Annotated in this window: 18 protein-coding genes and 3 pseudogenes; 7 read left to right on the forward strand and 14 right to left on the reverse strand. The window is 37.1% G+C overall.

All coding sequences use genetic code 11. The features are described 5' to 3' along the window. From ACG916_RS17550 to ACG916_RS17560, 3 genes are all read right to left on the reverse strand, one after another. Entirely contained in the window at positions 1 to 603 is a 603-nt protein-coding gene (locus tag ACG916_RS17550) for a TetR/AcrR family transcriptional regulator (protein WP_262085351.1), read from the reverse strand. A gap of 153 nt (positions 604 to 756) precedes the next feature. Beyond that, positions 757 to 2,961, reverse strand: a complete 2,205-nt coding sequence (locus ACG916_RS17555) for a TonB-dependent siderophore receptor (protein WP_419328421.1) — start codon at positions 2,959 to 2,961, stop codon at positions 757 to 759. 280 nt (positions 2,962 to 3,241) lie between these two features. Beyond that, a complete protein-coding gene (locus ACG916_RS17560) occupies positions 3,242 to 3,856 on the reverse strand; it encodes a MarC family protein (RefSeq protein ID WP_419328420.1) in 615 nt (204 codons plus the stop codon). A 684-nt stretch (positions 3,857 to 4,540) separates the two neighbouring features. Here ACG916_RS17560 and proP point away from each other — a divergent pair. Next, positions 4,541 to 6,022 carry a glycine betaine/L-proline transporter ProP gene (gene proP, locus ACG916_RS17565; protein ID WP_419328419.1) on the forward strand — a complete coding sequence of 494 codons (1,482 nt, stop codon included), beginning with the start codon at positions 4,541 to 4,543 and terminating at the stop codon, positions 6,020 to 6,022. A 198-nt stretch (positions 6,023 to 6,220) separates the two neighbouring features. On the opposite strand, the gene ACG916_RS17570 is transcribed toward proP, so the two are convergent. The 6 genes from ACG916_RS17570 to ACG916_RS17595 form a co-directional block, all read right to left on the reverse strand. Beyond that, positions 6,221 to 6,925, reverse strand: coding sequence for a hypothetical protein (locus tag ACG916_RS17570; protein ID WP_419328418.1), 705 nt, complete (start codon positions 6,923 to 6,925; stop codon positions 6,221 to 6,223). Positions 6,926 to 7,367: 442 nt separating this feature from the next. Continuing rightward, entirely contained in the window at positions 7,368 to 8,624 is a 1,257-nt protein-coding gene (locus ACG916_RS17575) for a carbohydrate porin (protein WP_419328416.1), read from the reverse strand. Positions 8,625 to 8,786: 162 nt separating this feature from the next. Beyond that, positions 8,787 to 9,791 (reverse strand): transketolase family protein, encoded by a 1,005-nt coding sequence (locus tag ACG916_RS17580; protein WP_419328415.1) that lies wholly within the window; start codon positions 9,789 to 9,791, stop codon positions 8,787 to 8,789. A gap of 13 nt (positions 9,792 to 9,804) precedes the next feature. Then, positions 9,805 to 10,650 (reverse strand): transketolase, encoded by an 846-nt coding sequence (locus ACG916_RS17585; protein WP_336952663.1) that lies wholly within the window; start codon positions 10,648 to 10,650, stop codon positions 9,805 to 9,807. Positions 10,651 to 10,665: 15 nt separating this feature from the next. After that, positions 10,666 to 11,964, reverse strand: coding sequence for an MFS transporter (locus tag ACG916_RS17590; protein WP_419330588.1), 1,299 nt, complete (start codon positions 11,962 to 11,964; stop codon positions 10,666 to 10,668). 77 nt (positions 11,965 to 12,041) lie between these two features. Continuing rightward, positions 12,042 to 12,791, reverse strand: a complete 750-nt coding sequence (locus tag ACG916_RS17595) for an SDR family NAD(P)-dependent oxidoreductase (protein ID WP_419328414.1) — start codon at positions 12,789 to 12,791, stop codon at positions 12,042 to 12,044. Positions 12,792 to 12,941: 150 nt separating this feature from the next. On the opposite strand from ACG916_RS17595, the gene ACG916_RS17600 reads away from it, so the two are divergent. The 5 genes and pseudogenes from ACG916_RS17600 to ACG916_RS17620 form a co-directional block, all read left to right on the forward strand. Then, on the forward strand, positions 12,942 to 13,853 hold the full coding sequence (locus ACG916_RS17600) for a LysR substrate-binding domain-containing protein (protein ID WP_336952666.1): 912 nt from the start codon (positions 12,942 to 12,944) through the stop codon (positions 13,851 to 13,853). A 961-nt stretch (positions 13,854 to 14,814) separates the two neighbouring features. Continuing rightward, positions 14,815 to 16,092 carry a tyrosine-type recombinase/integrase gene (locus ACG916_RS17605; RefSeq protein WP_419328413.1) on the forward strand — a complete coding sequence of 426 codons (1,278 nt, stop codon included), beginning with the start codon at positions 14,815 to 14,817 and terminating at the stop codon, positions 16,090 to 16,092. A 16-nt stretch (positions 16,093 to 16,108) separates the two neighbouring features. Next, positions 16,109 to 16,222, forward strand: coding sequence for an IS66 family insertion sequence element accessory protein TnpB (tnpB, locus tag ACG916_RS17610; protein WP_419328474.1), 114 nt, complete (start codon positions 16,109 to 16,111; stop codon positions 16,220 to 16,222). Positions 16,223 to 16,335: 113 nt separating this feature from the next. Then, positions 16,336 to 16,677: pseudogene (locus ACG916_RS17615) on the forward strand (IS66 family transposase); the annotation flags it as partial. Between the two features lie 7 nt (positions 16,678 to 16,684). Further along, positions 16,685 to 17,731, forward strand: a pseudogene (locus ACG916_RS17620) (amino acid aminotransferase); the annotation flags it as partial. 603 nt (positions 17,732 to 18,334) lie between these two features. Here the strand turns inward: ACG916_RS17620 and ACG916_RS17625 are convergent. Beyond that, positions 18,335 to 19,198, reverse strand: coding sequence for an ABC transporter substrate-binding protein (locus ACG916_RS17625; protein ID WP_419328412.1), 864 nt, complete (start codon positions 19,196 to 19,198; stop codon positions 18,335 to 18,337). Positions 19,199 to 19,376: 178 nt separating this feature from the next. Here ACG916_RS17625 and ACG916_RS17630 point away from each other — a divergent pair, with 178 nt between their 5' ends. Further along, positions 19,377 to 20,099 carry a class II aldolase and adducin N-terminal domain-containing protein gene (locus tag ACG916_RS17630; protein WP_419328411.1) on the forward strand — a complete coding sequence of 241 codons (723 nt, stop codon included), beginning with the start codon at positions 19,377 to 19,379 and terminating at the stop codon, positions 20,097 to 20,099. Between the two features lie 262 nt (positions 20,100 to 20,361). Here ACG916_RS17630 and ACG916_RS21790 read toward each other — a convergent pair whose 3' ends face one another. The 4 genes and pseudogenes from ACG916_RS21790 to ACG916_RS17645 form a co-directional block, all read right to left on the reverse strand. Beyond that, positions 20,362 to 21,084 carry an amino acid ABC transporter ATP-binding protein gene (locus tag ACG916_RS21790; RefSeq protein WP_473187087.1) on the reverse strand — a complete coding sequence of 241 codons (723 nt, stop codon included), beginning with the start codon at positions 21,082 to 21,084 and terminating at the stop codon, positions 20,362 to 20,364. A gap of 138 nt (positions 21,085 to 21,222) precedes the next feature. After that, a pseudogene (locus ACG916_RS21795) lies at positions 21,223 to 21,873 on the reverse strand (amino acid ABC transporter permease); the annotation flags it as partial. A gap of 163 nt (positions 21,874 to 22,036) precedes the next feature. Continuing rightward, the gene (argE, locus tag ACG916_RS17640) at positions 22,037 to 23,173 is read right to left on the reverse strand and encodes an acetylornithine deacetylase (RefSeq protein ID WP_049594614.1); all 1,137 of its coding nucleotides are present in this window, start codon (positions 23,171 to 23,173) and stop codon (positions 22,037 to 22,039) included. After that, positions 23,173 to 24,144: a LysR family transcriptional regulator gene (locus ACG916_RS17645; protein WP_419328409.1), complete on the reverse strand. Its 972-nt coding sequence runs from the start codon at positions 24,142 to 24,144 to the stop codon at positions 23,173 to 23,175. Before ACG916_RS17645 ends, argE begins: the two co-directional genes overlap by 1 nt. Between the last annotated feature and the right edge of the window lie 19 nt (positions 24,145 to 24,163).

Below are 24,163 nucleotides of genomic sequence, written 5' to 3' on the forward strand. Positions count from 1 at the left end.
CTATATAGGTTTTAGTAATTGCTGTGTGGTTTCTAAAGCCAGATAAAGTGGCTGTTTGTTCTGTGCAAGTTTCGCCAATAAAGCTGCGCCTAACCAGAGTTGATACATGGTTTGTGCCATTTTCTCAGGCTCAATATGTTGTGGAATTGAGCCATCCTGTTGTCCGTCACTAAGTAAATTTGCAATGCGTTCTGTCAGCTTGGTTACACCAAAATTTAAAATCTGACGCATATCTTCCGATAAATCTGAAACCTCAGCTGCAAGTTTTACAATTAGGCAATTCTCAGCCCAACCACCATCGTTATGGCATGGATCATCAATCCATGCTTGCCAAAGTGCAACTAAACGCGCATAAGCACTCCGCTCTTCTTGTAGAATTAATTGATCGATTTTCACTTTATAATCAGCAAGGTATTGCTGTAAAAGCGCACAACCAAATGCTTCTTTGGAAGAAAAGTAATAATAGAACGAGCCTTTGGGTACACCGCAAGTCGTTAAAATTTCCTGTAAGCCGACGCCGACAAAACCTTTATGTAATACCAACTTAAAACTAGTATTTAAGATATGTTGTCGAGTCGCTTCACTTTTATCTGATCGTTTCATATACACACTATAAATTAATAATAGACCAGTCGTCTATAAATTTATAAAAAATTTAATTAAGAAAATTTGTTGAGGTTTTGAGTGTATTTTAAGGTGTCAATTGGATTGTTATTTTAGTGAATGGCTGAAAATATCAGCCATCCTTCGATTGATTTAAAACTTTGCGCGTAAGGTGAGCGTTGCATTTCGAGGATTACCAAAACGAATAGTTCCATCACTATAAATTTGTGAATAATATTCTTTGTCAAAAATATTATTGATATTCAATGCAATATTCACTTTATCACTTAATGGATAACTCGCCACCAAGTTAGCAATCGTATATCCAGGCTGACGATAAGGATGTTCGCTATAACGACCCACTTTCCAAGTACTTTGATAATTTGCACCGCCGCCTAGGATTAAATTATTTGCAAACTTATAGGTCGCAAATAAACGTGCAATATGTTCAGGCGTATCCTCATTAAAAACCAAACCTTGATTTGTAGGGTCGTTTGCATATTCCGTAGTATTGTATGTATAGCCGAAACTTAAATTAAGATTGGGGATAATTTCACCACGAATCTCAGTTTCAATCCCTTTACTGATCACCTCACCCGATGCAACATTACAATAAGCCTCACCACCATTAAACGGACACTGACCTTTCGAGCTTTCATCTCGTATTGACCGATTTATTTGATTGGTTTTAAATCCAGCAACTGATGCAATTAAACGATCATCCCAAAGACCTGCTTTCAAACCAATTTCATAAACATTACCTTGTATTGGATCAAGTAATGTCTCATAACGATCTTTAGCATTTTGAACAACAAAGGTATCGGTATAACTCGCATATGCAGTCAATGCATCATTGATATCGTAGGTAAGTCCAAAGTAGGGTGTTAAAATATTAGATTTCTTATATTCATTTACACTTTCATAATTGCTTTGGCGCACACCTGCAATAACTTTGAGAGGATCAATAATATTTAAGCGAGTGGTGAGATAGAATCCTGTCTGACGTACCTGATCAACACTGGTATTTTGATAACGTGGCGCGATATAAGGTAATTGATAAGGACTGTAATTTTTGATATTGACGTATAAATAGTCACGCGTTGGTGTTTCCCCCCCACCAACCAAACTATAATCTTCTAGAACTTGGTCCCAACTTGTCCATGCCCCTGTAATATTACTTTTACTGTGATTTGCGCCAAATACTAGGTCATGCTCACGGCCAAATAATCGATATGTACCTTTTGCAAAAAAATCATAAATATCTAATTTTTGCTCATAGTTATATCCGTACTTATAAACAGTTGCCAAAGCATTATCTGCACTTGTCGTAGTTGAAGATAATCCCAGTGATGTAAATGCCATATCCATGACATATCTTGCCTTCAAATAGCTGGCTTTTACTTCCCACCCATTATCAAATTTATGGCTAATATCTAAGAAGCCTTGTGTATTGGTTTTATCCCAAAAATCTCTGTAATCACAACCACAGTTAGAATTATCGATGCCTATTTTAGTACCATTAAAATAGTTAGGAATTGTATTGACGGGAACTGCATGTTCACCTTGACGTGAATATCCAATATTCAATAGCGTATTTTCAGTTAAATCACTGCTCACGATTCCATATAAAACATTAGAATCACGAGTAACAGATTTCATAAATGAATCACCATCTTGACCTGCCGCCACTAGACGACCACGCACGCTCCCAGATTGATTCAATGGACCAGAAACATCCATTTCTCCACGTACTGTGTTCCATGAGCCATAACTTACAGCACCACTTGCTTGAAAAGTTTCTGTTGGTTTTTTACGAATAAGATTAATTGCACCAGACGGTTCTCCTGAACCTTGCATTAACCCTGCTGCCCCTCGTAATACTTCAATACTTTCAATGGTTGCCATATCTGGTTTAGATGAGGTGACATTACTTGCATTTACAGCAACCCCATCATATTGCAATATATTTGAATTCCAACCATCTCCAACATTAAACCCTCGAATTGAAAAGTTGGTTCTCTCCGTATTATCCCCTGTTAGCAAAATCCCTGTTGTATTTAATAATGCATCACCCAAATTTGTCGCCCCCATATCTTCGATTTGTTTGCGTGTAATCACTGAAACAGATTGTGGGGTTTCTTTTATACTCAAATCGAGTTTAGTAGATGTACTGGCATTCTTTTTAGTGTAGTTATTTTCTGTATTATATTCTGCTGTGACAACGATCATGGGTAAAGCATTTGTTTGTTCTGTTGTTGCTTCCGTCGCAGCATAACTTGTCCCAATCCAACAACTATAAAGTGCAAGATAAATAGCACTTTTAGCAAAGATCCGATTTTGAGAAATCCATCTACCCATGAAATAAAACTCTTAATCTAAATAAAAATCATTATCGTTATATTTCACATAAAAACAACATATATCTCTATATTCCTCCATTATTTTCTACTTAAAATTCGTTTTGTTAGACAAAGATATAAAATGGACAGCCTCTCAATCTGAAAGGCTAAGAAGATTTCTAGATGATAGTCCTGAATAAACTTTGACATAATGTTGAGGTGGATCTCCCACCTCAGCGTAAATCATGTCTCAGCTTTTATTTAATAATTATCTTAAAAATCAAAAATATAAATAATTATTAATACTTTTCAAATAAACCAATAATCCCTGTCGCGATCATATCAATCGCAATAGTCCCAATTAACAAGGCAGATAAACGTCCAACAATATCAAAATAGCGATCAATATATTTCGCATGGCTATAACGTAAGTGGTCATGCCCATACTTCATGATCATTAAAATGCCACAGCTAATAAATAAGGTAAAAGCAATCAACACCGCGGATTCGAGTAAAGACATACTCGCTCCTGTCACCACAGCTGCACTAATTGTGCCTGGACCAATCATAAATGGCATAGCCATGGTACTGGCCAAATGTGCAGGCGTTCCTCTCATTTCTCCGATAGTATCTGCACCTTGAAATACAAAACGATAGCCAATCACCAAGAAAATTAGCCCACCAAAAATCTGAAATGATTCAAAACGAACATTTAAATAAGTACTAAAAATTGCTTCGCCACCCCATGCAAAAAGCATAAAAACCACATAAGCAATCAAAGCACCTTGTGCTAAACCTTTATTAAATACTTTAGTTTCAGTGTGTCTGATCATCCCGATCATATAAATACTCATCAAAAAAGGATTGAGTAAGGAGAAAAACAAAACAAAAGGATGAATATAATTTGAAAACATAATGGCTTTCCATAAAACAAAAGCAGGAAATAAGTGACTTGCTAAAAATTGTACTTCTCAATGAACAGATATTTTGTCTAACTAATCATTAAAATTGTAAATTACATTAGTTTTTAATAACTTATTTTTACAAAAAATATAACATTTAACTTAAAAAACTCAGGACCTTATAAAATGGACTCATTGTTATCTATAAAAAATATTTATAAAGTTTTAGCGTCCCATTTAAGCTGGATAAGGTTATAACTAATATTGCACTCATTAGCATTGGGATTGTAGCTAAAATTATACTTAACGGCTGTTCTTTGCTTTAATCATCCTCTTCATACCTTATATTTAGTCTTAACATCTTTTATCATTTAATTTAGCTTTAATCACTGCTAAAAAATTTTAGCGAAAGGAAACACAACTATTATTTTCAATCCTTTTGATTCATTTATATACATTAAACTCATTACACAATTACATCAGATCTCATACATTTTATTCATGATTACCCAACACATAAAAACCACAAAAAAACTAAAATTATAATCAATTGATATTTATTAAAATTCTATGACATTGAAATTTTAAATGTAACTTAGCGTTATCTTTTAATTATTTCTGCTCATGATGAATTTTATTTTTGACTTTGGTTTAGAGATTTTTTAAACACAGTCATTCATTAGGATTAAGCCATTTATGTATAAAAGAAAAATTAAACCACTTGAAATCGATGATGTCGAAATTATTGATTATGATAAGACTAAAAAAGCCATTAAAGCCGCAGCCTTAGGCAATGCAATCGAATGGTTTGATTTTGGTGTTTATGGTTATGTCGCTTATGTATTAGGTAAAGTCTTTTTTCCAAATTCATCGCCTAGTATACAAATGATTGCAGCACTCGCAACCTTTTCTATACCTTTTATATTTCGACCTTTAGGTGGATTGTTTTTTGGGCATTTAGGTGATAAATACGGTCGTCAAAAGATCCTAGCGATCACCATTATTATCATGTCCGTCAGTACTTTTGGTATTGGCTTAATCCCATCCTATGAAAGTATAGGAATTTGGGCCCCTATTCTGCTACTCATTGTAAAAATTGCTCAGGGTTTTTCAGTCGGAGGAGAATATGCTGGAGCTGCAATATTTGTAGCGGAATATTCACCAGATCGAAAACGTGGTTTCATGGGAAGCTGGCTGGATTTTGGTTCTATTTTAGGTTTTGTTGTTGGGGCGGGTGTCGTTTCAATGATTAGTTTTTCCATGGGGGAAGCGGCCTTTGTCGATTGGGGCTGGCGAATTCCTTTTTATTTAGCGTTACCACTAGGACTAATTGGCTTATATTTACGTCATTCTTTAGATGAAACTCCGACTTTTCAGGCGCATGCTGAAGAACAGTCACTATCTAAAAAACCGCAAAAAGTGGGTTTCAAACAAATTTTCCGTGAACATAAGCGCAGTCTATTGGTATGTGTTGGTCTAGTTCTGTGTACCAATGTCACCTATTACATGCTACTTACCTATTTACCAAGTTATTTCTCACATAACTTAGGCTACTCAGAGAATCACGGCGTTTTGATTATTATTGCAGTAATGGTCGGAATGCTCTTTGTCCAGCCATTCGTGGGAATGCTAAGTGATAAAATTGGTCGTCGACCATTTGTCTTTGCAGGGAGTTTTGCACTGATTGTTTTGTCATATCCAGCCTTTATATTGCTTGCCACAAATAATGTTTATTTAATTTTCTTGGGTCTGTTGATGTTGGCACTTTCACTCAATATGCTGATTGGAATAATGGCTTCAACCCTACCCGCATTGTTTCCAACTGAAATTCGCTATAGCGCACTTGCAATTGCCTTTAATATTTCAGTGGTGATTGCAGGTTTAACACCTACCATCACAGCAACGTTGGTTGAAACAACTCAAAATATTATGGTGCCAGCCTATTATCTGGTGATTTGTGGCTGCTTTGGTGTTATTACTGCGATTTATCTTAAAGAAACAGCAAATTTACCACTTAAAGGCGCCAAGCCAATGGCGGTTGATCCTGAAGAAGCTGAGGAACTTCTAGAGCAATATCATGGAAATATTGAGCAGAAAATCGAAAAAATTGATCAAAAAATCGAAGAACTACAAGAAAAACGTGATCACCTTGCCAAACAGCATCCTGATATTGATTGATGATTTTTAAATGGGCTTATTCAGCATGATCGTGTTGGATAAGCCTCCATATTTGTGACAAGCAAGAACATAAATATGTTGGAGTGCATGGTATAGACGCCACGAGAATATTAAAGTGCCCTAAGAAATTGATTGAGCATTTTATGAGATAAGTGTTGTTCTATTACAGGATAAGACAATATGGCAGAATTAACAAAATCATCTTTTTTTCTTACGTTTTTTAGTTTTGCTGTTTCTTTTGGAAAAAAGAATTTTCCCAGTTCCCAACCCACGGAAATAGTAATTGCTGAGATAAATGAATAAAAGAAAGAAATAAAAAATAGGCGAGATGCTCAACAAGCTAATAATAAACTCCCAGAACAATACGCCTATTCTATAGTTGTAACTCCATTCTATGAGTGCACCTTTACGACTACCACTTTGAAATGAAATTTCATCATGAACAAAGTGCCATATACTGCCAAGAAAACATAAAATAAAAATGCTCGAAACTAATGTTTTTTTGATTATTGGTATTTCTAACCAAGGATATTTATATGAAGAAGAAAATTCGAATTGTAAGAATAAACTGTAAATTTTTTTTTGGAAGTTTTCTTGAATGCCATACTTTTTTAAGAATAACCAGCAGACATAGCAACTTAAGAAAAACATAATGATTGTAATGTATATACTAGAAAGAATAGTAAAAAATGGTAGTGGTCCTTTTGAACCTACTGTAATCAACAAATTTTCTGTGATGTACTTATAAATGGAATATTGCCAATCATTTCTTGGATACGCGGGAAATAACAATAAAGGCGGGATAAATAGAAGAATGGAAAGTTGCAAAAGTAATTTATTTTGTCTTTTTTGCTTTGTTTGGTATTTTTGCATTTCTGTTGATAGATAAGGCTTTTTAGACATTTTCAACTTGAAAAATTACAATCATTTTATGTTCACTAATATCTAACTTTACCCTAAAGATTAAAAACTTCTAGCCAAAAAACCTATTTGGTATATGCCAGTGTATATTGCTAGTGACTTTGTCTTTAATAAAAATATATCAAATCCATGAGCCTTTTTCTTTAGTTAATTCAAATATATTTTTTTGATAATATCAATAATCTTTATTCTCTAGAGAGACTGCCTACCTTTGTATGATGTGTGCTGCTGAAAATGTGCATGAGGTGACCATCACCACCAACAGCGGATTGACCTATACCTATAATTTTTAGCTATTAAAAACGACGATTTTTCATAAATTAAGAGAATAAAAAATATTCCCTTAATTTAGCTCTAAAAAAAGTGATAATTTAAATATTAGAAATTTAAAAAATATCGTTCAACTCTTATAGTAGATATATTTTTAAAAAATAATTTTCGAGCTTAAGCCCAGCACTAGAGCATTATCCGCATAACTCGTTGCCCCAGGATTGATTACATATTGAATATTAGGTCTAAGCATCAACCATTTCATTGGGAAATATGAATAGTTCAACTCAATATTATATTCAGCATCCTTGTTAATGGCTTGCTGTGTTTGGCTGTAACGATCACTCACATGAACTCTATTCGCAGCAAAACCTACAATGTCATTGGGATAATGATTTAAAAGTCCAATGTACTTTAAACCCATCTGTTGCATATTTCCAACTTTGTTAGTGGTTTGATCATGAAAACTAAAGTTCACAAAAGCGTATAGCCCCTGATGACTTGAGCCATTTTTGGTTAACTGTTGTTCTACGACTCCCCACATCCCATATGTGTGAGATTTTGGTTCTCCTGTAACGATGTCTTTTTGATTTTTGAGATCATCAGCCGTATTGTAAAATGCACCTATACGATAGATACCAGCTAAGTTATTAATCGCCTGTTTCGGCTGCCAGACAAGCTCAACAGGAATATTGACGCCATCGGCATCTTTTGTATCCAAATTCCATCCTTCACTTTCTTCCAAGTTTGTTTGGTTATATTCAAATACACCAAATTGTATAAAAGCCTCAGGGTTGAAACTATATTTAGACATTACAGCCCATTGGCTTACAGGTGCATTAATCCATTTACTGCCTTGCCATTTCCCCATTTGCGCACCGCAAAAAGAATTATTTTGAAAGTCACAAGACATCACATTGAAATAAGTTCCCATGGCAAAACGCCCAACTCGAATACTGGTAGTTGCGTTACTAAAATTCTTTTCGATCGATAGTTCTGCAAGTCTTGTACCCGAATTTCCTCGACCATAATTTGCCTGTACATTGGCCAATTGTGGTACTTGCGGATCGGAGATCTGTTCTACTGATACACTCTGCCCTTGTCTTGCCATAATTAATGCTCGAACACTCAGCCCGTCTAGATTTATCAATTTTTCTAAATCTAAGGTTGAACCAAGTGAAAACTGGCTAACATATGTTGGATCTTGTCGTGAGACATATCCACCGTCTGCCAAGTAAGCAATATCGAGATTTAAACTACCATCAAATTTGATCCCTTTATCTGCTAAAGCTGTTCGTTCACCTTGCCCTATTAAATTTTTCCGATTCACATCGAATAAGTTTCCAGCAAAACAAGCCGTATTTGTTCCAATAAGTACACCAATAAGACATAAAAAATTAATTTTGTTCATTGCACAATCCCTGCAAATTTTGAAAATAAGTTTCCCTAAATAACTAATTGAATAAGCTATATTTTGAATGGTTAAATGGAGTAAAAGTGGTATGAGAAAATTGCAGCATGGCAAGACTCCTGTCGTACACCATGCTCAATTCACTAACAAAATTGGATTCTCTTAGGTTAAGTGATTTTTAATTTTCTCTTTAACTGCTTCAACAGAAATACCATATCGATCATGCAATGTCGGCAGCGCACCTGCATCTAAAAATGCATCGGGCAAACCAATCATGTCAAAACGTGGATGTTGCCCATTTCTTAATAACAAGGTTCCAACTGCTTCACCTAAACCACCAACTACAGAATGATTTTCAGCAGTAAGTACAGGTCGTCCTCCTTTAGCTACCTCATCTAAAATGGTCTGTTCATCAAGAGGCTTAATGGTTGGAACATGTAGAACTGAAACCTCAATTCCTTCTTTTTTAAGTTCTTCAGCTGCCTCAAGAGCGCGCATCGTCAGCAGTCCTGTAGAAATAATCAACAGGTCTTTGCCAGGTTTAATCACTTGAGCCTTACCTAATTTAAATTGGTAATTATATTTATCCAGTACCAATGGAACTTGACCACGTAACAAGCGCATATAAACAGGACCTTGATGAGCAGCAATCTGTGGAATAGCCTGTTCAATTTCCAAGGCATCACATGGATCAATGATCATTAAATTTGGCATTCCACGGAAAATTGCAATATCTTCTGTTGCTTGGTGACTTGGCCCATATCCTGTAGTTAAACCAGGAAGGGCTGCTACAATTTTTACGTTCAAATTATCTTCGGCAATCGCCATACAGATAAAATCGTAAGCTCGGCGTGAAGCAAATACAGCATAAGTCGTGGCAAAAGGAATGAATCCTTCTCGAGCTAATCCAGCAGCAGCACTCATCAGGAGTTGTTCTGCCATTCCCATTTGAAAGAATTTGTCTGGGTTTTGGTTAGCAAAAATATGCAAATCTGTATATTTGGATAAATCTGCTGATAATCCAACGATATCATCACGCTCTTTCACCAAGGCATTTAAAGCATGTCCAAATGGTGCAGGTTTGGTTGGTTGGCCTTCAGCAGCAATCGAAGCAATCATTGCAGACGTTTTTAATTTTTTCTTTGGAGAGTTCGCTAATTGGCTCATGGATCTAAACTCCTTATTTGCCGTAATGGGTTAATATATTTAAAGCTTCATCCCATTCGCGTTCATCCACGCGAATAAAATGTGTTTTTTCACGGCTTTCTAAAAATGAAACACCTTTACCCATTTTGGTATCGCAAATAATTACTCTTGGGCATGCTCCTTCGTAGCTTTTCGCTTGATCAAAAGCATCAAGTAAAGCTTCCATATTGTTGCCATCTACGCGTTGGGTATACCAGCCAAATGATTGCCAACGATCTATAATCGGTTCAAAAGCTAGAATTTCACATGAATGCCCATCGGCTTGCTGATTATTCACATCAATAATTGCAATTAGATTATCTAATTTCCAATGTGAAGCCGACATTACGGCTTCCCATGTCGAGCCCTCATTGAGCTCACCATCTGATAAGAGGTTATAAATAAATGACTCTGATTTCTTTTGTTTTAATCCAAGGCAAGCACCTACCGCAATACCCAAACCATGACCTAGCGAACCTCCTGTGATCTCCATACCAGGGGTATACGTTGCCATGCCTGACATAGGTAAACGACTGTCATCAGAACCATACGTTTCAAGTTCTTCAAGTGGAATCACGTTTGCTTCAATCAAAGCAGCATATAAAGCAATTGCATAATGACCTATTGAAAGATAAAAGCGATCTCGTCCTTCCCATTCAGGATTCTCAGGCTGATATTTCATTGCATGAAAATAAGAAACTGCAAGTAGATCGGCTGCACCTAAGGCCTGTCCAATATAACCTTGGCCCTGTACTTGTCCCATACGTAACGCATGTTGACGAATGTTATATGCACGTTGCTGTAGTTCAGCAATACGAACTTCTTTATTAATATTTGACATGATTAACTTCTCTTATTAACGATTAACAAGTTTTGCTGGAACGCCCAGTACTAGGCTGGCACCGACAAATAAAACTGCTGTGATTAAGAACATGCCAATCGCATTCGAACCTGTATTAGTCGTAATCCAGCCGATAAGAAACGGAGAACAAAATTCAGCGAGGTTGGCAAAACTATTGATTCCAGCAATACCCGCAGCAGCTGAAACACCTCCTAAAAAGTTGGTTGGTAACATCCAAAACAAAGAAGATGCGGTGAGTACACCTGATGCTGCAATACATAAACAAATCAGCGATAGGGTTAGATTTGAGGCAAACAATGTTGCGAAGGTCAGTGCAACTGCACCAGCACACATAGGAATAATTAAATGCCAGCGACGCTCTCTAAAGTGATCTCCGCTACGGCCTGCTAACAGCATTACAACTATGGCACATATATAAGGTAGGCTGGTCAACAAGCCAATATGCCAGTTGTCGCTAATACCTGAGTTACGAATTAATGTCGGCAACCAGAAAGTAATTGCATATTGTCCCATTACGACACAAAAGTAGATTCCCGCAAGTAACCACAAGCGTTTATCACTAATGAAGTCTTTAATACTGCTATGCCCTTCTTTCTGTTGATTATCTTGAGCGATTTCTTGCTGAACTAAATTCTTTTCAGCACTTGTTAACCAATGTGCATCTTGAACAGAGTCTTTTAAAATGATTAGCACCAATAAACCAACAAGTACCGTGGGTATCGCTTCAATAACGAACATCCATTGCCAGCCATACCATCCCTGCACATTGTTCATTTGATCCATGATTAAGCCAGATAGAGGACCGCCAATCATTCCCGAAATTGGAATCGCAATAAACCAAAGCACGGTCATACGGGCCCGACGATAAGATGGGAACCAATATGTAAGATAAAGTAATAAACCTGGTGCTAACCCTGCCTCAGCAACACCGAGTAAAAAGCGCAAGGTATAGAATTGCCATTCTGTTTCAACAAATGCAAAACAGCCTGATAAAATACCCCATGTAATCATAATTCGGGCAATCCAACGTCGAGCACCAACTTTATGAAGCACAATATTGCTAGGTACTTCACATAAGAAATATCCTATAAAGAAAATACCTGCTCCGAGTCCATAAACAGCTTCACTAAACTGTAAATCACTCATCATTTGAAGTTTGGCAAAACCAACATTTACACGGTCTAGGTAAGCACAAAAATAACAAAGCATTAAAAATGGCATCAGCCGAAATGCAATTTTTCGATATGCAGATTTACGAATAGCATCTGTATCAGATGAAAATACGGTATCCATCATGCGAGTCCCTTTACAATTGGCCACAATATCCTCTCATGGCCATGTCTCTATTTTAGATTTTCTAATACTGTGTTTTAGTGAATCAACATGCCGCCATTTACGTCTAAAGTTACCCCTGTTAAATAGGCTGATAGATCACTGGCTAAAAATAACGCTGCATTTGCAACATCTTGTGCTCTGCCTAAGCGACCAAGTGGAATACCTGCAAGAATGTCATGACGACGATCATCATTTATTAAACCACCCGTAATATCTGTTTGAATAAGACCTGGTGTAAGTGAGTTGACACGAATATTATCTGCACCAAACTCGCGAGCCATCGCTTTACCTAATCCTAAAACCCCAGCTTTGGCAGCACTGTAGTGTGGACCACCAAAAATACCACCACCTCGTTGTGCCGAAACGGATGATAAGCACACAATACTTCCTCCACCGTTTTCTTTCATTGAGGGAATTACTGCCTGAGACATAATGAGTGTTCCTCGCAGACTGACATCCAAAATACGGTCATAATCATTACGTTTGATATCTAATGTTTTTACAGGTTGGGTAATGCCTGCATTATTGACCAAAATATCAATTTTTCCATAGTGTTGAAGGGCTTTTTCCACAGCAGCGTGTGCTTGTTCTTCATTTGCAACATTTGCTGCTAGACCTAAATGACCTTCGCCCAATGCTTTAGCTGCATTCTGGCTTTGCACAAGATCTAGATCAACAATAATGACTTTAGCGCCTTGCTGTGCAAAGATTTCTGCTGTTGCACGACCAATACCACGCTCTGATGCTGCACCTGTGATTAACGCTACCTTTCCTTGTAGTAACATGTCTATTCCTCTTATCTTCAACATATTTATTCATCATTAGATTCTCTTTTTTCACGGTGAGCAGCAATAAGGTTAAACTCAACTAGGCATGAATTTTATTCATGCCTATGATATTTTTAGTTTGTATTCGAAAGAAAAATGGAATTTTAAATGAACAATAGTGAAAAAAATTACAATCAGGTACCTGCAATAAAAACCTTACAAGCGTTTGAGCAAACTGCTCGATTAGGAAATGTGGCAAAAGCGGCAGAAGTTTTGAATCTCACACCATCTGCTGTCAGTCATCAAATAGCAAAACTAGAAGAAATGATTGGTCAAAGCTTATTTATAAGAGGCGCACGAGGAGTGACCTTAACGCCTTCAGGTGAACGTTATTATCAAGATGTCACCACTATCTTGCATAATTTGATGTTAGCGACTGAACAAGCATCAGATAAAAGCCCAAAAGATAGTTTATATATCCATTCATCACCTAGCTTTGGACTTCTGTGGTTATTGCCAAGATTAGAATCATTTAAAGAACAATATCCTCTCATTCAAGTGAATTTATCTTGCTCTTATGAAAACCTTCATTTTACGCGTGATAAAATTGATATTGATATTCGTCATGGTATTCCAAATTGGACAGGTGTCGAAATTAGAACTTTTCGAAGTGAAAAATTAGAAGTTCTTGCCTCCCCAAAACTACTTGAACGTAGTCCAGTATCTGAGCCTAAAGATCTACTAAAAAAAGAATTAATTTTGTCAAAGTCTACTCTCGTGACATGGCCTCAATGGTTTGCACACCAAGGGCTGAGTATTCCTGAATTTCCTTATACTTTTAGTTTTGATCGCTCATACATGTCGCTTGAAGCTGCAACTCATGGGCTTGGATTCGTTCTTGAAAGCAATTTACTTACCCAAAATTATCTAGATTCAGGAAAACTTGTCAAAGTCTTTCATGATGACTTATCCGTACCCATATCTGCACACCACTTAGTTTATCCACGTACCCATGAGAACATTCTCAAAGTGAACCATTTTTTAAACTGGATTGGTGACGAAATCATTAAAGATAAATAATGATCACTCAGAGCATAGTGCATCCATTTAAATCAAACTAAGACCTATTCGCTTATAATAAAAGGTCTTTCTACGATACCTTGCCACTCTTAAAAAATGATTTCTAGCATGGTTATTCATGCGAGCTATTATAAACCTGCAAAGCACGTTGAATCTAATCCAGTAAATTCGCTCCTTCGCTTAAAGTTAAATGTACGTTATAGACAGATGTTCAATAATTTTGTGTAGAGTTTTTTTCTACACATTAGTTGTAAAGGTAAGTATAAAAGCAATCCATAGGATGCAACATGATAGTAAGACAACATGCTGTAAAAGTACGGATATTGCTAAATCCTGTGGTTATAAAAATAAATGTACTCAGCTCATCCAACTCATCTAAGCTGACATATCAACAACCCAAAGCCCTACAGTTGACTAATCCACCAATGGACATGTGGTTCTTCAATGCTTTGACTAATTTGTCTCTGACAAGTTTGACCATTAACAATCCATACAGGTCATTCAATATAGTAGTCAAATAAAATGTATTCTGTCCATGGGCTCAGTTTAAGATCATTATCAAGACATTTTAAAAGCCTCTAAATCTTAATCCTGAGCTGTTAATCAGAGCTTTTCCTGCTCCTGAGCATTCATATAAAAAATTCAATCAAACCAAGCAAATTATTTTAGCAAATCATATCAGCACTTTATTTTAGGGCTTATATAGCTTTATTTTTAAAATTTTATATAGAGTAAGTGAGACAAAATCAAAGCAAAAAAAAAAGACCCTTAAAAATTTAAGGGTCTTTTAAATATTTGGCGGAAGCGGTGTCCGTATAACACTTGTTTTATACAGTCCAAATAAATCCAATATAAATTTATTTTTCAATTAGTTGAAATAAAATCATTCCAACCACGTCTTGCCCAATCCGATCATTTCTAATATTCTATGTGGGTTATTATGTGGGACAAGAACAATCCTATGCCTAAGAAAGCTAAAGAGCTCTCTGCACTCAGTGTAGCAAAAATCAAGGATAATGGTAGACATGCTGTCGGTGGTGTAGGTGGTTTACACCTACGTATTGTGAATAACTCTCGTGCTTGGGTTCTACGTGTTGTTGTAGGTCAGCGCTTTGATGAAAACGGGAAAATGCATCTTCATCGCCGTGATATTGGATTGGGTTCTTACCCTGAGGTATCACTCGCCGAGGCAAGGGCTAAAGCTCATGAAATGAAAGCTCAAATTCGAAATGGGATTGATCCTATCCAACTAAAACAAGATCAACTTCAAGCTTTACGTATTCAAAAACTTCGTAATCGTACTTTTCGTGAATGTGCTCAGATTGTGATTAGCAATAAATCTCGTGAATTAAAAAATCAGAAGCATATTGCTCAATGGTCTTCTACATTAGAAACTTATATCTATCCTACTCTTGGTGATATTAGTATTGGCACAATTACTAAAGTTGATATTGCTAAAGTTTTAGAACCAATCTGGGCTGAGAAAAATGAAACAGCTAAAAGGCTTCGTGGTCGTATTGAGACTATTTTTGATTATGCAAAGGCTATGGAGTATTTTGAAGGTGACAACCCTGCTGAATGGAAAGGTAATCTTGAACCTATATTAGGTAATTTAAAGCAGGAATCACGTCCCCACCCTTCTTTGCCTTATGATCAAGTCTCTACATTTGTTCAACACCTTCGCCAAAAAGATGGTATTTCTCCAAAGGCACTAGAATTTGCAATTTTAACAGCATGTCGCTCTGGGGAAATTTTTGGAGCAACTTGGCAAGAAATTGATTTGAAAAATAAAGTCTGGACTATTCCTAAAGAGCGCATGAAAGCTGAAAAAGAGCATCGTGTTCCACTTTCAGAACCAGTAATTGAGTTATTGAAATCTATTCAGATTTATACACAATCACAAGGCTATATTTTCCCTGCACCTCGCGGTGGCGGCATGCTTTCAGATATGTCTTTGACTGCTTTGATTAAGCGCATGCATGAACAGAAGCTAAAGGAAAATTGCTTAGGCTATATTGACCCCAAACAAAACCGAGTGATTACAACGCATGGTTTTCGCTCAACATTTCGTGACTGGTCTGCTGATATGACCGATTACCCTCGTGAAGTTTGTGAACATGTCCTTGCACATAAATTACCTGATGAAGTTGAAGCCGCCTATTTACGTGGAGCTTATCTCGAAAAACGTAAAGGATTGATGACTGATTGGGCTAAATTTTGCATACCCTTCACTCCATGATGGACTGGGCATCTAGCTGTGTGCCCGACGGTTGGAACACGGTAAATTTCACTGGGCTCAGCTGCGTCAAGGTGAAACAGTAGCCCTCAGCCTGGAACAGTTACAAGCACTGATTCAGGGTTTGCCCTAGCAGCACATTGGATGACAGCAGGTGGTCACTATGCTCTAAACTAGACGAGTGCATTCTGCTATTCTCCGAATGTTCTATTTCATTCTTGTCATGACCTCAGGCATACTGCGGTCATGAATACGCTGCCTGATTTAAGCCAACTGAGCCATGAACAATTACTGGAATTTACACAGCAGTTGGCGATGCAGCATCAGCCTCTGGCACAATCAAATCAAGAATTAGAAAAATCAAACTGGCAATTGGATGCCAAAGTTAAACATCTTGAAGTCACCAATCAACATCTTTCCATTCTCACGCAAAAATCTGTGCATGAACTGGCGCTGTTTAAACGGCATAAATTCGCTCAGAGGAATGAACACCTCACTGCCAAACAAATCAGCCTGTTAGATGAAGCAGTTGAAGAAGATATCGCAGCAATTGATTTAGAATTGGAACGGCTGAATGCGGATAAAACAGCATCTTGAGCCACAACAAAGCAAAACCAAACTGTATTTGCCAATGGAAGGTTTCAAACCTTACCGCGATGCAATTCAAGCTTTGTTATTTGGTGAAAATAGCCCAGCAGTGCAAAGTGGTCGTGCTGTAACAATTCAAACTTTAGGTGGTTCTGGTGCACTAAAAGTCGGTGCTGACTTCTTAAAAAATTACTTTCCAAACTCTGAAGTTTGGGTAAGCCAACCGACTTGGGACAACCATATTGCCATCTTTAATGGTGCTGGCTTAAAGACCCATTTCTATCCATACTTTGATGCAGAAACACGTGGTGTAGACTTTGACGGTATGTTGTCGAGCTTACAACAGTTACCAGAACAAAACGTAGTATTACTTCACCCTTGCTGCCACAACCCGACAGGTGCAGATTTACCCCCTACTCAATGGGATCAAGTGATTGCCGTACTAAAAGCACGTCAACTTATTCCATTCTTGGACATTGCGTACCAAGGTTTTGGTGAAGGCATGGAACAAGATGCTTATGCAATTCGTGCACTTGACCAAGCTGGCTTAAACTTTATTGTCAGCAACTCATTCTCTAAGATTTTCTCACTCTACGGTGAACGTGTCGGTGGTTTAACCTTTGTATGTGATGATACAGCGACTGCTCAATGTACCTTCGGTCAATTGAAAGCAACTGTACGCCGTATCTACTCTAGCCCTCCTACAACAGGTGCATGGTTGGTTGACCAAGTCTTGAATGACCACGCGTTAAATCAACAGTGGCAAAATGAAGTTAAAGAAATGCGTGAACGTATTATTAAAATGCGTCGTATTTTGAAAGATGAACTCACCAAAGCCCTTCCTGAGCGTGACTTCAACTACTTAGTCGAACAGAAAGGGATGTTTAGCTACACTGGCTTAACGGCAGAGCAAGTCAATACTTTACGTGAAGAGTATGCGATTTATTTAGTACATAGTGGTCGTATTTGTGTAGCGGGCTTAAACATGAACAATGTTTGTGTAGTTGCCAAAGCTGTCGCTAAAGTTATAGCAAAAGCACCTGCTCAAGCCTAAGATTCACCATATTTAAAAGCGTACACGACCAAGACGGGTAACCCGTCTTGATCTTTTACATGAGCACATGGTTTGAGCTAAAACTGCGCCACGCTACAAAATCGGTGTCTATTCAAATAGTTAATTTATAATAACAAAATACAAAGCTCATAATTGAAAATCTTCATTGTCTATATAATGGATAAACTGTAGTATTTAGTTGGGTATATACTTCAACCGTCACCTCGGAAGGATTACGTACTCGCTTGGATCTCGCCATTTACAAAATATTTAGGATCATCTTTGTATTTTTCTTCTATCTAATTGTTTTGTATGTCTAGAGGAGTACGTAATTTTGAATTTTCTGGACAAGGCTTACTATTAACAAGACCAAGCTCTCCTTTAGATTGATAATTCTTCCTTCACCAATAAAAGGTATCTCTGTAGATACCAAAATACCGATAAGTGAATGCGAAATTACCGATTTGCTCAGTATCAGCAAATACTTTTAGTTTATGCGTGATCTCTCGTTGTGCTTTGGTACTCAAAATTGAAACTCCTTTGAAATGAAATAAAATTTACCAAAATGTCAGTAGAAGTCTCAATTTCCACAACATATCAAAATTAGGACTTTGCCTCATCCATAAACGCTTTAATTTCTTCGTCAGTCGGAGCCTGCAAATCATATTTTTGGATTAAAGTGTCATATTCACCAGATTGTTTTAGCTTTTTTAATCCATCATTAATTAAATTATAGGTAACTGTATCGCCCTTACGTACCGCAATACCACCAATGAATGGAAAAAATGGTTCTGTGGAAGTAATTTCTACTTTGCCATTGAGTTTTTTGACGGTATTACGTGCCACACTGCTATCATCATATTGTGCATCAGCAGCTTTTGCCAATACAGCTTGTACAGCCTGTGGTGATGTATCAAATTCACGAACAGTAATGGCTGCTTTACCTTTAGCAAGGCAGCTTTCTTGGGAAATTTGATTCAGTTGATCCGGATATAATGAGCCTTTTTGTGTTGCAATAGTTTTACCACATAAATCATCACGGACTTTAGGTTTGTAACTAGAGTTACTGAGTACAGTCACCGATTCAGTAGATTTAAAATAAGGGACCATATCTACTTTTTTCAGACGTTCAGCTGTGATGTACATCCCTGAAATCACAGCATCAAATTTTTTGCCCTCTAGACCAGGAATTAAATTTGAAAACCGTGTATCTATAATGTTCGCACTGGCAGAAGATTGTTGCAATATTCCATTTATTAAATCAATATCAAATCCACTCGGTTGATTATTTTCGATATATTCAAAAGGTGGAAAAGTCATGTCTGAACCGATCTTTATTACTTTTACTTGATCAATTGTTGAAGCATCACTATTTTGAGTTGAAGAAGTGTCTTTATTACATGCAGTTAAACCACCAGCAAGTAATAATGCTAAAACTGGATAAAGAGAATATTTCATAATACGCATATTAAGGATTCCGGTTAAATCGTGTGATATTTACTTGATATCTGTTATGAATAGTTATACTCAAGTTTTGAATAGAAAGTAATTTTGAAATTCCTATGTATGGTTATTAAAAATCCGATCCAGCATGAAGCCAAAAATCTATAGAATAAATTCGATAAGTTCTTGAGAGTATACACCCATGGATGAAAAACAAATCCGTATTGATTTAGCAGCATGTTTTCGGTTATTTGCCAAAATGGGGATGCATGAAGCAGTAGCCAATCATTTTAGTGCAGCAGTTTCAGAAGATGGTAGAAAGTTTTTACTTAATCCCAAATGGAAACATTTTTCCAGAATTAAAGCCAGTGATCTGATTTTAGTAGATGCAGACGATGTCAGTAGTTTTAATCGTGGTGAAATTGATCCAACAGCATGGGCAATCCATGGTCAAATCCATCGTCTGAGACCCGATGTACGTGTAGTGTTACATTTACATCCCATATTTTCAACAGCGATTTCCTGCTTAAATTACCCAGAAATTATTCCTATTGATCAAAATACGGCACGTTATTTTAATCGGGTTACTTATGATTCCCAATATGGGGGCATGGCTGATTCTAAAGCTGAAGGACAACGTCTTGCCAATATTTTACAAGATAAGAAACGCTTAATGATGGGGAATCATGGCATATTAATTGGATCACATTCTATCGGCGTGGCTTTTGATGATATGTATACCATTGAACGTGCATGTCAGATCCTCACTACAGCCTATTCAACAGGCCAAACATTAAAAATTCTAGATGACGATGTTGCCGAAAAAACAGCGCAAGATTGGGAAAAAATCGAAAATTTTAGTGAGGCACATTTTACCGAAATGAAATGTTTATTGGCTGAGGAAGATCCTAGCTTTATGGATTAAGATTTTGTATCTGTCGTCCTAAAAAAGCCTGATACTTATTTCAAGCAAACGCCAGATAAATTTTATCTGGCGTTTTATATTATCAATGCAATCACTAGCAATTATAATTTTCTATCAATACCACCACCACTTATGTCATATTCTAAATAGCTTTGGACACAGAAAATATGAATGATAATTTTAGAATGAGAACCACATAAAAAAGCAGAGTAAATAAAATTACCCTGCATCTTTAGCAAAAAATCTATTTAATTTTAAATGCTTAATTCTTTTGAATAAAGTTTTGTAGACGATTATTTTCAGATTTCAATAGATTATCCGGACTATCATTGGCAACAACATAACCATTTTCCATAAAGATCACCCGATCAGAAACTTTAAAAGCAAAGTTCATCTCATGGGTAACGATGATCATGGTCAACCCTTCCTTGGCCAATTCTTCAATCACTTTAAGTACTTCACTCACCAATTCCGGATCCAGTGCTGAAGTGGGTTCATCAAACAAAATCACTGATGGATGCATTGCCAATGCACGAGCAATGGCAACACGTTGCTGTTGTCCACCCGACAGTTGGTGAGGATATTTTTTGGCATGTTGCTTCATCCCCACTTTTTTCAGCATGGCCAACGCTGTGACCTTATTGGCCATCGGCGTATCCAATTGATGGTATTGCGGTGCCAACAATACATTTTCCAGAATGGTTTTATGGGGAAACAGGTTAAAACTCTGAAAGACCATCCCGACATGAATAATTTGTGATTTATATTGTACGGATTCATCAGTGATACTTTGATCTTTTAAAAATGGATGACCCAGTAGATTAACGGTACCGTGATTGAGTTTTTCCAGACCATTTAAGGTGCGGATAAATGTCGTTTTTCCTGATCCAGATGGCCCAATAATGGAAATGACTTCTCCCCATTTCACATTCAAATTAATCCCTTTCAACACCTCATGATCGCCATAGGATTTATGAATATCAATGGCTTCAAGTGCATATTGACCATGTTGTTCCGAAATAATTTCCTTACGTTTTGAAATGGAGGCATTGGAAATATCTGCCAGAAGAGGATCGTTATCCTGAAGTAACCCGGGCGTTTTACGACTTACATCCATACGTTTTTCCAGCCAGTTCATCAACCACCCAAAGACAGTAACTATCAGCACATAGTAAAATGCCACTGCCAGCATGGTTTCCATGACCAAAAAGTTTTGTGTATACAGACGTTGACCGACCAATAAAATCTCAGTCAGGGAGATCACTGAAACCAGTGATGTGAGTTTTACAATAGTGACATATTCATTGCCTAAAGTTGGTAACGCAATCCGTAAAGCTTGTGGAATAACAATCAGACGTTGAATGCCTGTATATTTAAGACCGAGCGCTTTACCCGCCTCTATTTGGCCCTTGGCAATGGAATTTAAACCGCCCCGGTGAATTTCGGCAATATAGGCCGCCTCACTTAATGCCATGGCCAGCAAACCGGAAATAAAAGGTGAAGCCAATAAAACACTACTCGATGGATAAATTTGTGGCAGATTATAGATAAATACCAATAAGACCAATAACGGTAAACTTCTAAAAAACCAAATATAAAGACTGCTACCTTTAGATAGAATCTTAAAATTTGATTGCTTTGCCAATGCCAGCACAAAACCAAATACAATCCCTAAAACCCATACCAGAACACTGAGTTCAATGACTGTAAGTGTGGCCTTCCAAAAATCATGATTGGTTAATAAACTGAATGCGTAAGCCCAATTGAACTCCATTCAAACCTCCAGAATCTGTAAAATTTTTACTTATTATTTTTATAGCGGATTTGCTTTTAATAAGTAATTTCTAAATCGTGATGTAGCCATGTGGAAAATATGAATCTAAAGAATATGAACAAAAAAATGGTTCAGGTTAGGATAATAATGGCCTAAAACACTTTTATTGCAGGCTTTGCAGCAGTTTATGCAAAAATACATCGCATTGTATTAACTGATTAATTTCTACAAACTCATCTGGTTTATGTGCCACTGTAATTGAACCGGGACCACAGACAAGGACTGGACAATGTAATTGATTGGCAAATAAGCCACCTTCTGTGCCAAAGGAAATTTTACCTGTCTGGGTATTTTCTGGCAGCAAGCTTTGCATAAATTTAACGGCTTGAACGGTTGGCGAGGTTAATAAGCCGGGATATTGATTGACTTCTTCAATATGAACAAATTTTTTAAACCTATCCAGAGCAGGATGTTGTTGAATTTTTTCCTGAATTTGATCACTGCTGTCCTGTGCAATATTCCTGATTTCATAATCAACAATACATTCATTGGGAACAATATTTAAGGCTTTACCGCCTTCAATTTTGCCAATATGAAGTGTGGAATATGGTACATCATAATCACTATCCTGTTCACCTGCTCGGGCAATGTGTTGCTGGGTATCAACAATTGAATGGATCAATGCATTGGCCACATGAATAGCATTGGTAAATTGTGGTGCAAGCGCAGAATGACCTTCCTGTCCTGTGCATATGGCTTTAAATACTGCTTTACCTTTATGTCCCGTTGCAATTTGCATTAAGGTAGGCTCGCCAATGACACAATAAATGGGTGGAATCATATATTCTGACAAATGCTGTAAAATCTCTCGTACACCAATACAGCCAATTTCTTCATCATAGGACAGGCATAGATGTAACGGTTTACACAGGATTTGCGTGCTGGCATGTAACATCACATTTAGAGCACAGGCGATAAACCCTTTCATATCAGCGCAACCACGTCCATAAATTTTACCGTCTTTTTCCAGAGCAACAAATGGATCACTATGCCAGTCCTGACCCTCAACAGGCACCACATCGGTATGACCCGAGAGTAAAATGCCTGATACATCTTTAGGACCAATACTGGCAAATAAGCAGGCTTTGCTCTTTTCCGGATTGAATTGCAGTCTTACTTCAATACCATGATCTTCCAGCAATTGTTTTACAAAATAAATAAGTTCCAGATTACTTTTGTATGAAGTGGTGTCAAAAGCAATCAGTTGTTTAAGTAGCATTGTACTTTGAAGATCAGACATTATTCGTCTTCCTTAGTACGAATATGTGGGTCATAAAAATGTGGTGCCCCCATACCCGGAATATATTGATCAGAAATAAAGGCTCGACAACGACTAATAAATGCCTGAGCAACCGTATTGAGAACGACATTTTTTGCAGTGACCAAACCGATATGCATTGGACGCTGTTCGCCTGAAATTCTCACACGAACCAATCGTTTGCCATCTAAGGAATAATTAATTTTTGGTCGAACATTTAAAATGCTATAGCCAATATTATTGGCAACCATGGCGCGAACCACTTCCGAATTTTTGGAGGTTTTAATGATTTGTGGATTCAAATTTCTATTTTTGAATAATGAAATAAAATAATCATTACTGTAAGGCATATCCAGTAAAATCATTGGATAAGCTGCCAACTCTTCCATCGTCACTGCGGGTGCATGTGCCAAAGGATGCTCTTCACTAAATAATGCATAGGGCGGTAACGATGCCAATGATTCAAAATTGAGTAAATTTTCATCAATATTAAGATCATATGTTAAAACCACATCCAGCACATTCCGCAATAAACCATTAATTAAAATTTCCTGATCCCCCTCACACACATCCAGATCAACACTTTTATATAAATTACTAAATCCATGAATAATTTCTGCATATAACATCGGTGCAAATGCAGTAAAACAGCCCAGTTTTAATGGACCACGAATCGAACCTGAGAAGTTAGCTGCCAATGAATATAGGCTGCCAGCCTGTGATAAAATTTGCTGGCATTCTTTCATCACTTGTTCGCCAATATTGGTCAGAATCAATCCTTTGGCATGTTGGCGAATAAATAATTGAACCTGAAGTTCTGATTCAATATGTGCAATTGCAGCAGAAATTGAGGGTGAAGATACATGAATTTTTTCTGAGGCAATAATAATGCTGCCACTTTCTGCGGTGGCAACAAAATATTCCATCTGGCGTAGCGAAATACGATTTAACACGTTTGATTATTCCATTGAG

Origin of the sequence: Acinetobacter legionensis, assembly GCF_048552295.1 — a bacterium.
Taxonomy (GTDB): domain Bacteria; phylum Pseudomonadota; class Gammaproteobacteria; order Pseudomonadales; family Moraxellaceae; genus Acinetobacter.

Excerpts from the sequence above, each read along its gene's own strand:
- ACG916_RS17550 (WP_262085351.1), bottom strand. The coding sequence starts at position 603 with ATGAAACGATCAGATAAAAGTGAAGCGACTCGACAACATATCTTAAAT.
- ACG916_RS17555 (WP_419328421.1), bottom strand. The coding sequence starts at position 2,961 with ATGGGTAGATGGATTTCTCAAAATCGGATCTTTGCTAAAAGTGCTATT.
- ACG916_RS17560 (WP_419328420.1), bottom strand. The coding sequence starts at position 3,856 with ATGTTTTCAAATTATATTCATCCTTTTGTTTTGTTTTTCTCCTTACTC.
- proP (WP_419328419.1), top strand. The coding sequence starts at position 4,541 with ATGTATAAAAGAAAAATTAAACCACTTGAAATCGATGATGTCGAAATT.
- ACG916_RS17570 (WP_419328418.1), bottom strand. The coding sequence starts at position 6,925 with ATGTCTAAAAAGCCTTATCTATCAACAGAAATGCAAAAATACCAAACA.
- ACG916_RS17575 (WP_419328416.1), bottom strand. The coding sequence starts at position 8,624 with ATGAACAAAATTAATTTTTTATGTCTTATTGGTGTACTTATTGGAACA.
- ACG916_RS17580 (WP_419328415.1), bottom strand. The coding sequence starts at position 9,791 with ATGAGCCAATTAGCGAACTCTCCAAAGAAAAAATTAAAAACGTCTGCA.
- ACG916_RS17585 (WP_336952663.1), bottom strand. The coding sequence starts at position 10,650 with ATGTCAAATATTAATAAAGAAGTTCGTATTGCTGAACTACAGCAACGT.
- ACG916_RS17590 (WP_419330588.1), bottom strand. The coding sequence starts at position 11,964 with ATGGATACCGTATTTTCATCTGATACAGATGCTATTCGTAAATCTGCA.
- ACG916_RS17595 (WP_419328414.1), bottom strand. The coding sequence starts at position 12,791 with ATGTTACTACAAGGAAAGGTAGCGTTAATCACAGGTGCAGCATCAGAG.
- ACG916_RS17600 (WP_336952666.1), top strand. The coding sequence starts at position 12,942 with ATGAACAATAGTGAAAAAAATTACAATCAGGTACCTGCAATAAAAACC.
- ACG916_RS17605 (WP_419328413.1), top strand. The coding sequence starts at position 14,815 with ATGCCTAAGAAAGCTAAAGAGCTCTCTGCACTCAGTGTAGCAAAAATC.
- ACG916_RS17625 (WP_419328412.1), bottom strand. The coding sequence starts at position 19,198 with ATGCGTATTATGAAATATTCTCTTTATCCAGTTTTAGCATTATTACTT.
- ACG916_RS17630 (WP_419328411.1), top strand. The coding sequence starts at position 19,377 with ATGGATGAAAAACAAATCCGTATTGATTTAGCAGCATGTTTTCGGTTA.
- argE (WP_049594614.1), bottom strand. The coding sequence starts at position 23,173 with ATGTCTGATCTTCAAAGTACAATGCTACTTAAACAACTGATTGCTTTT.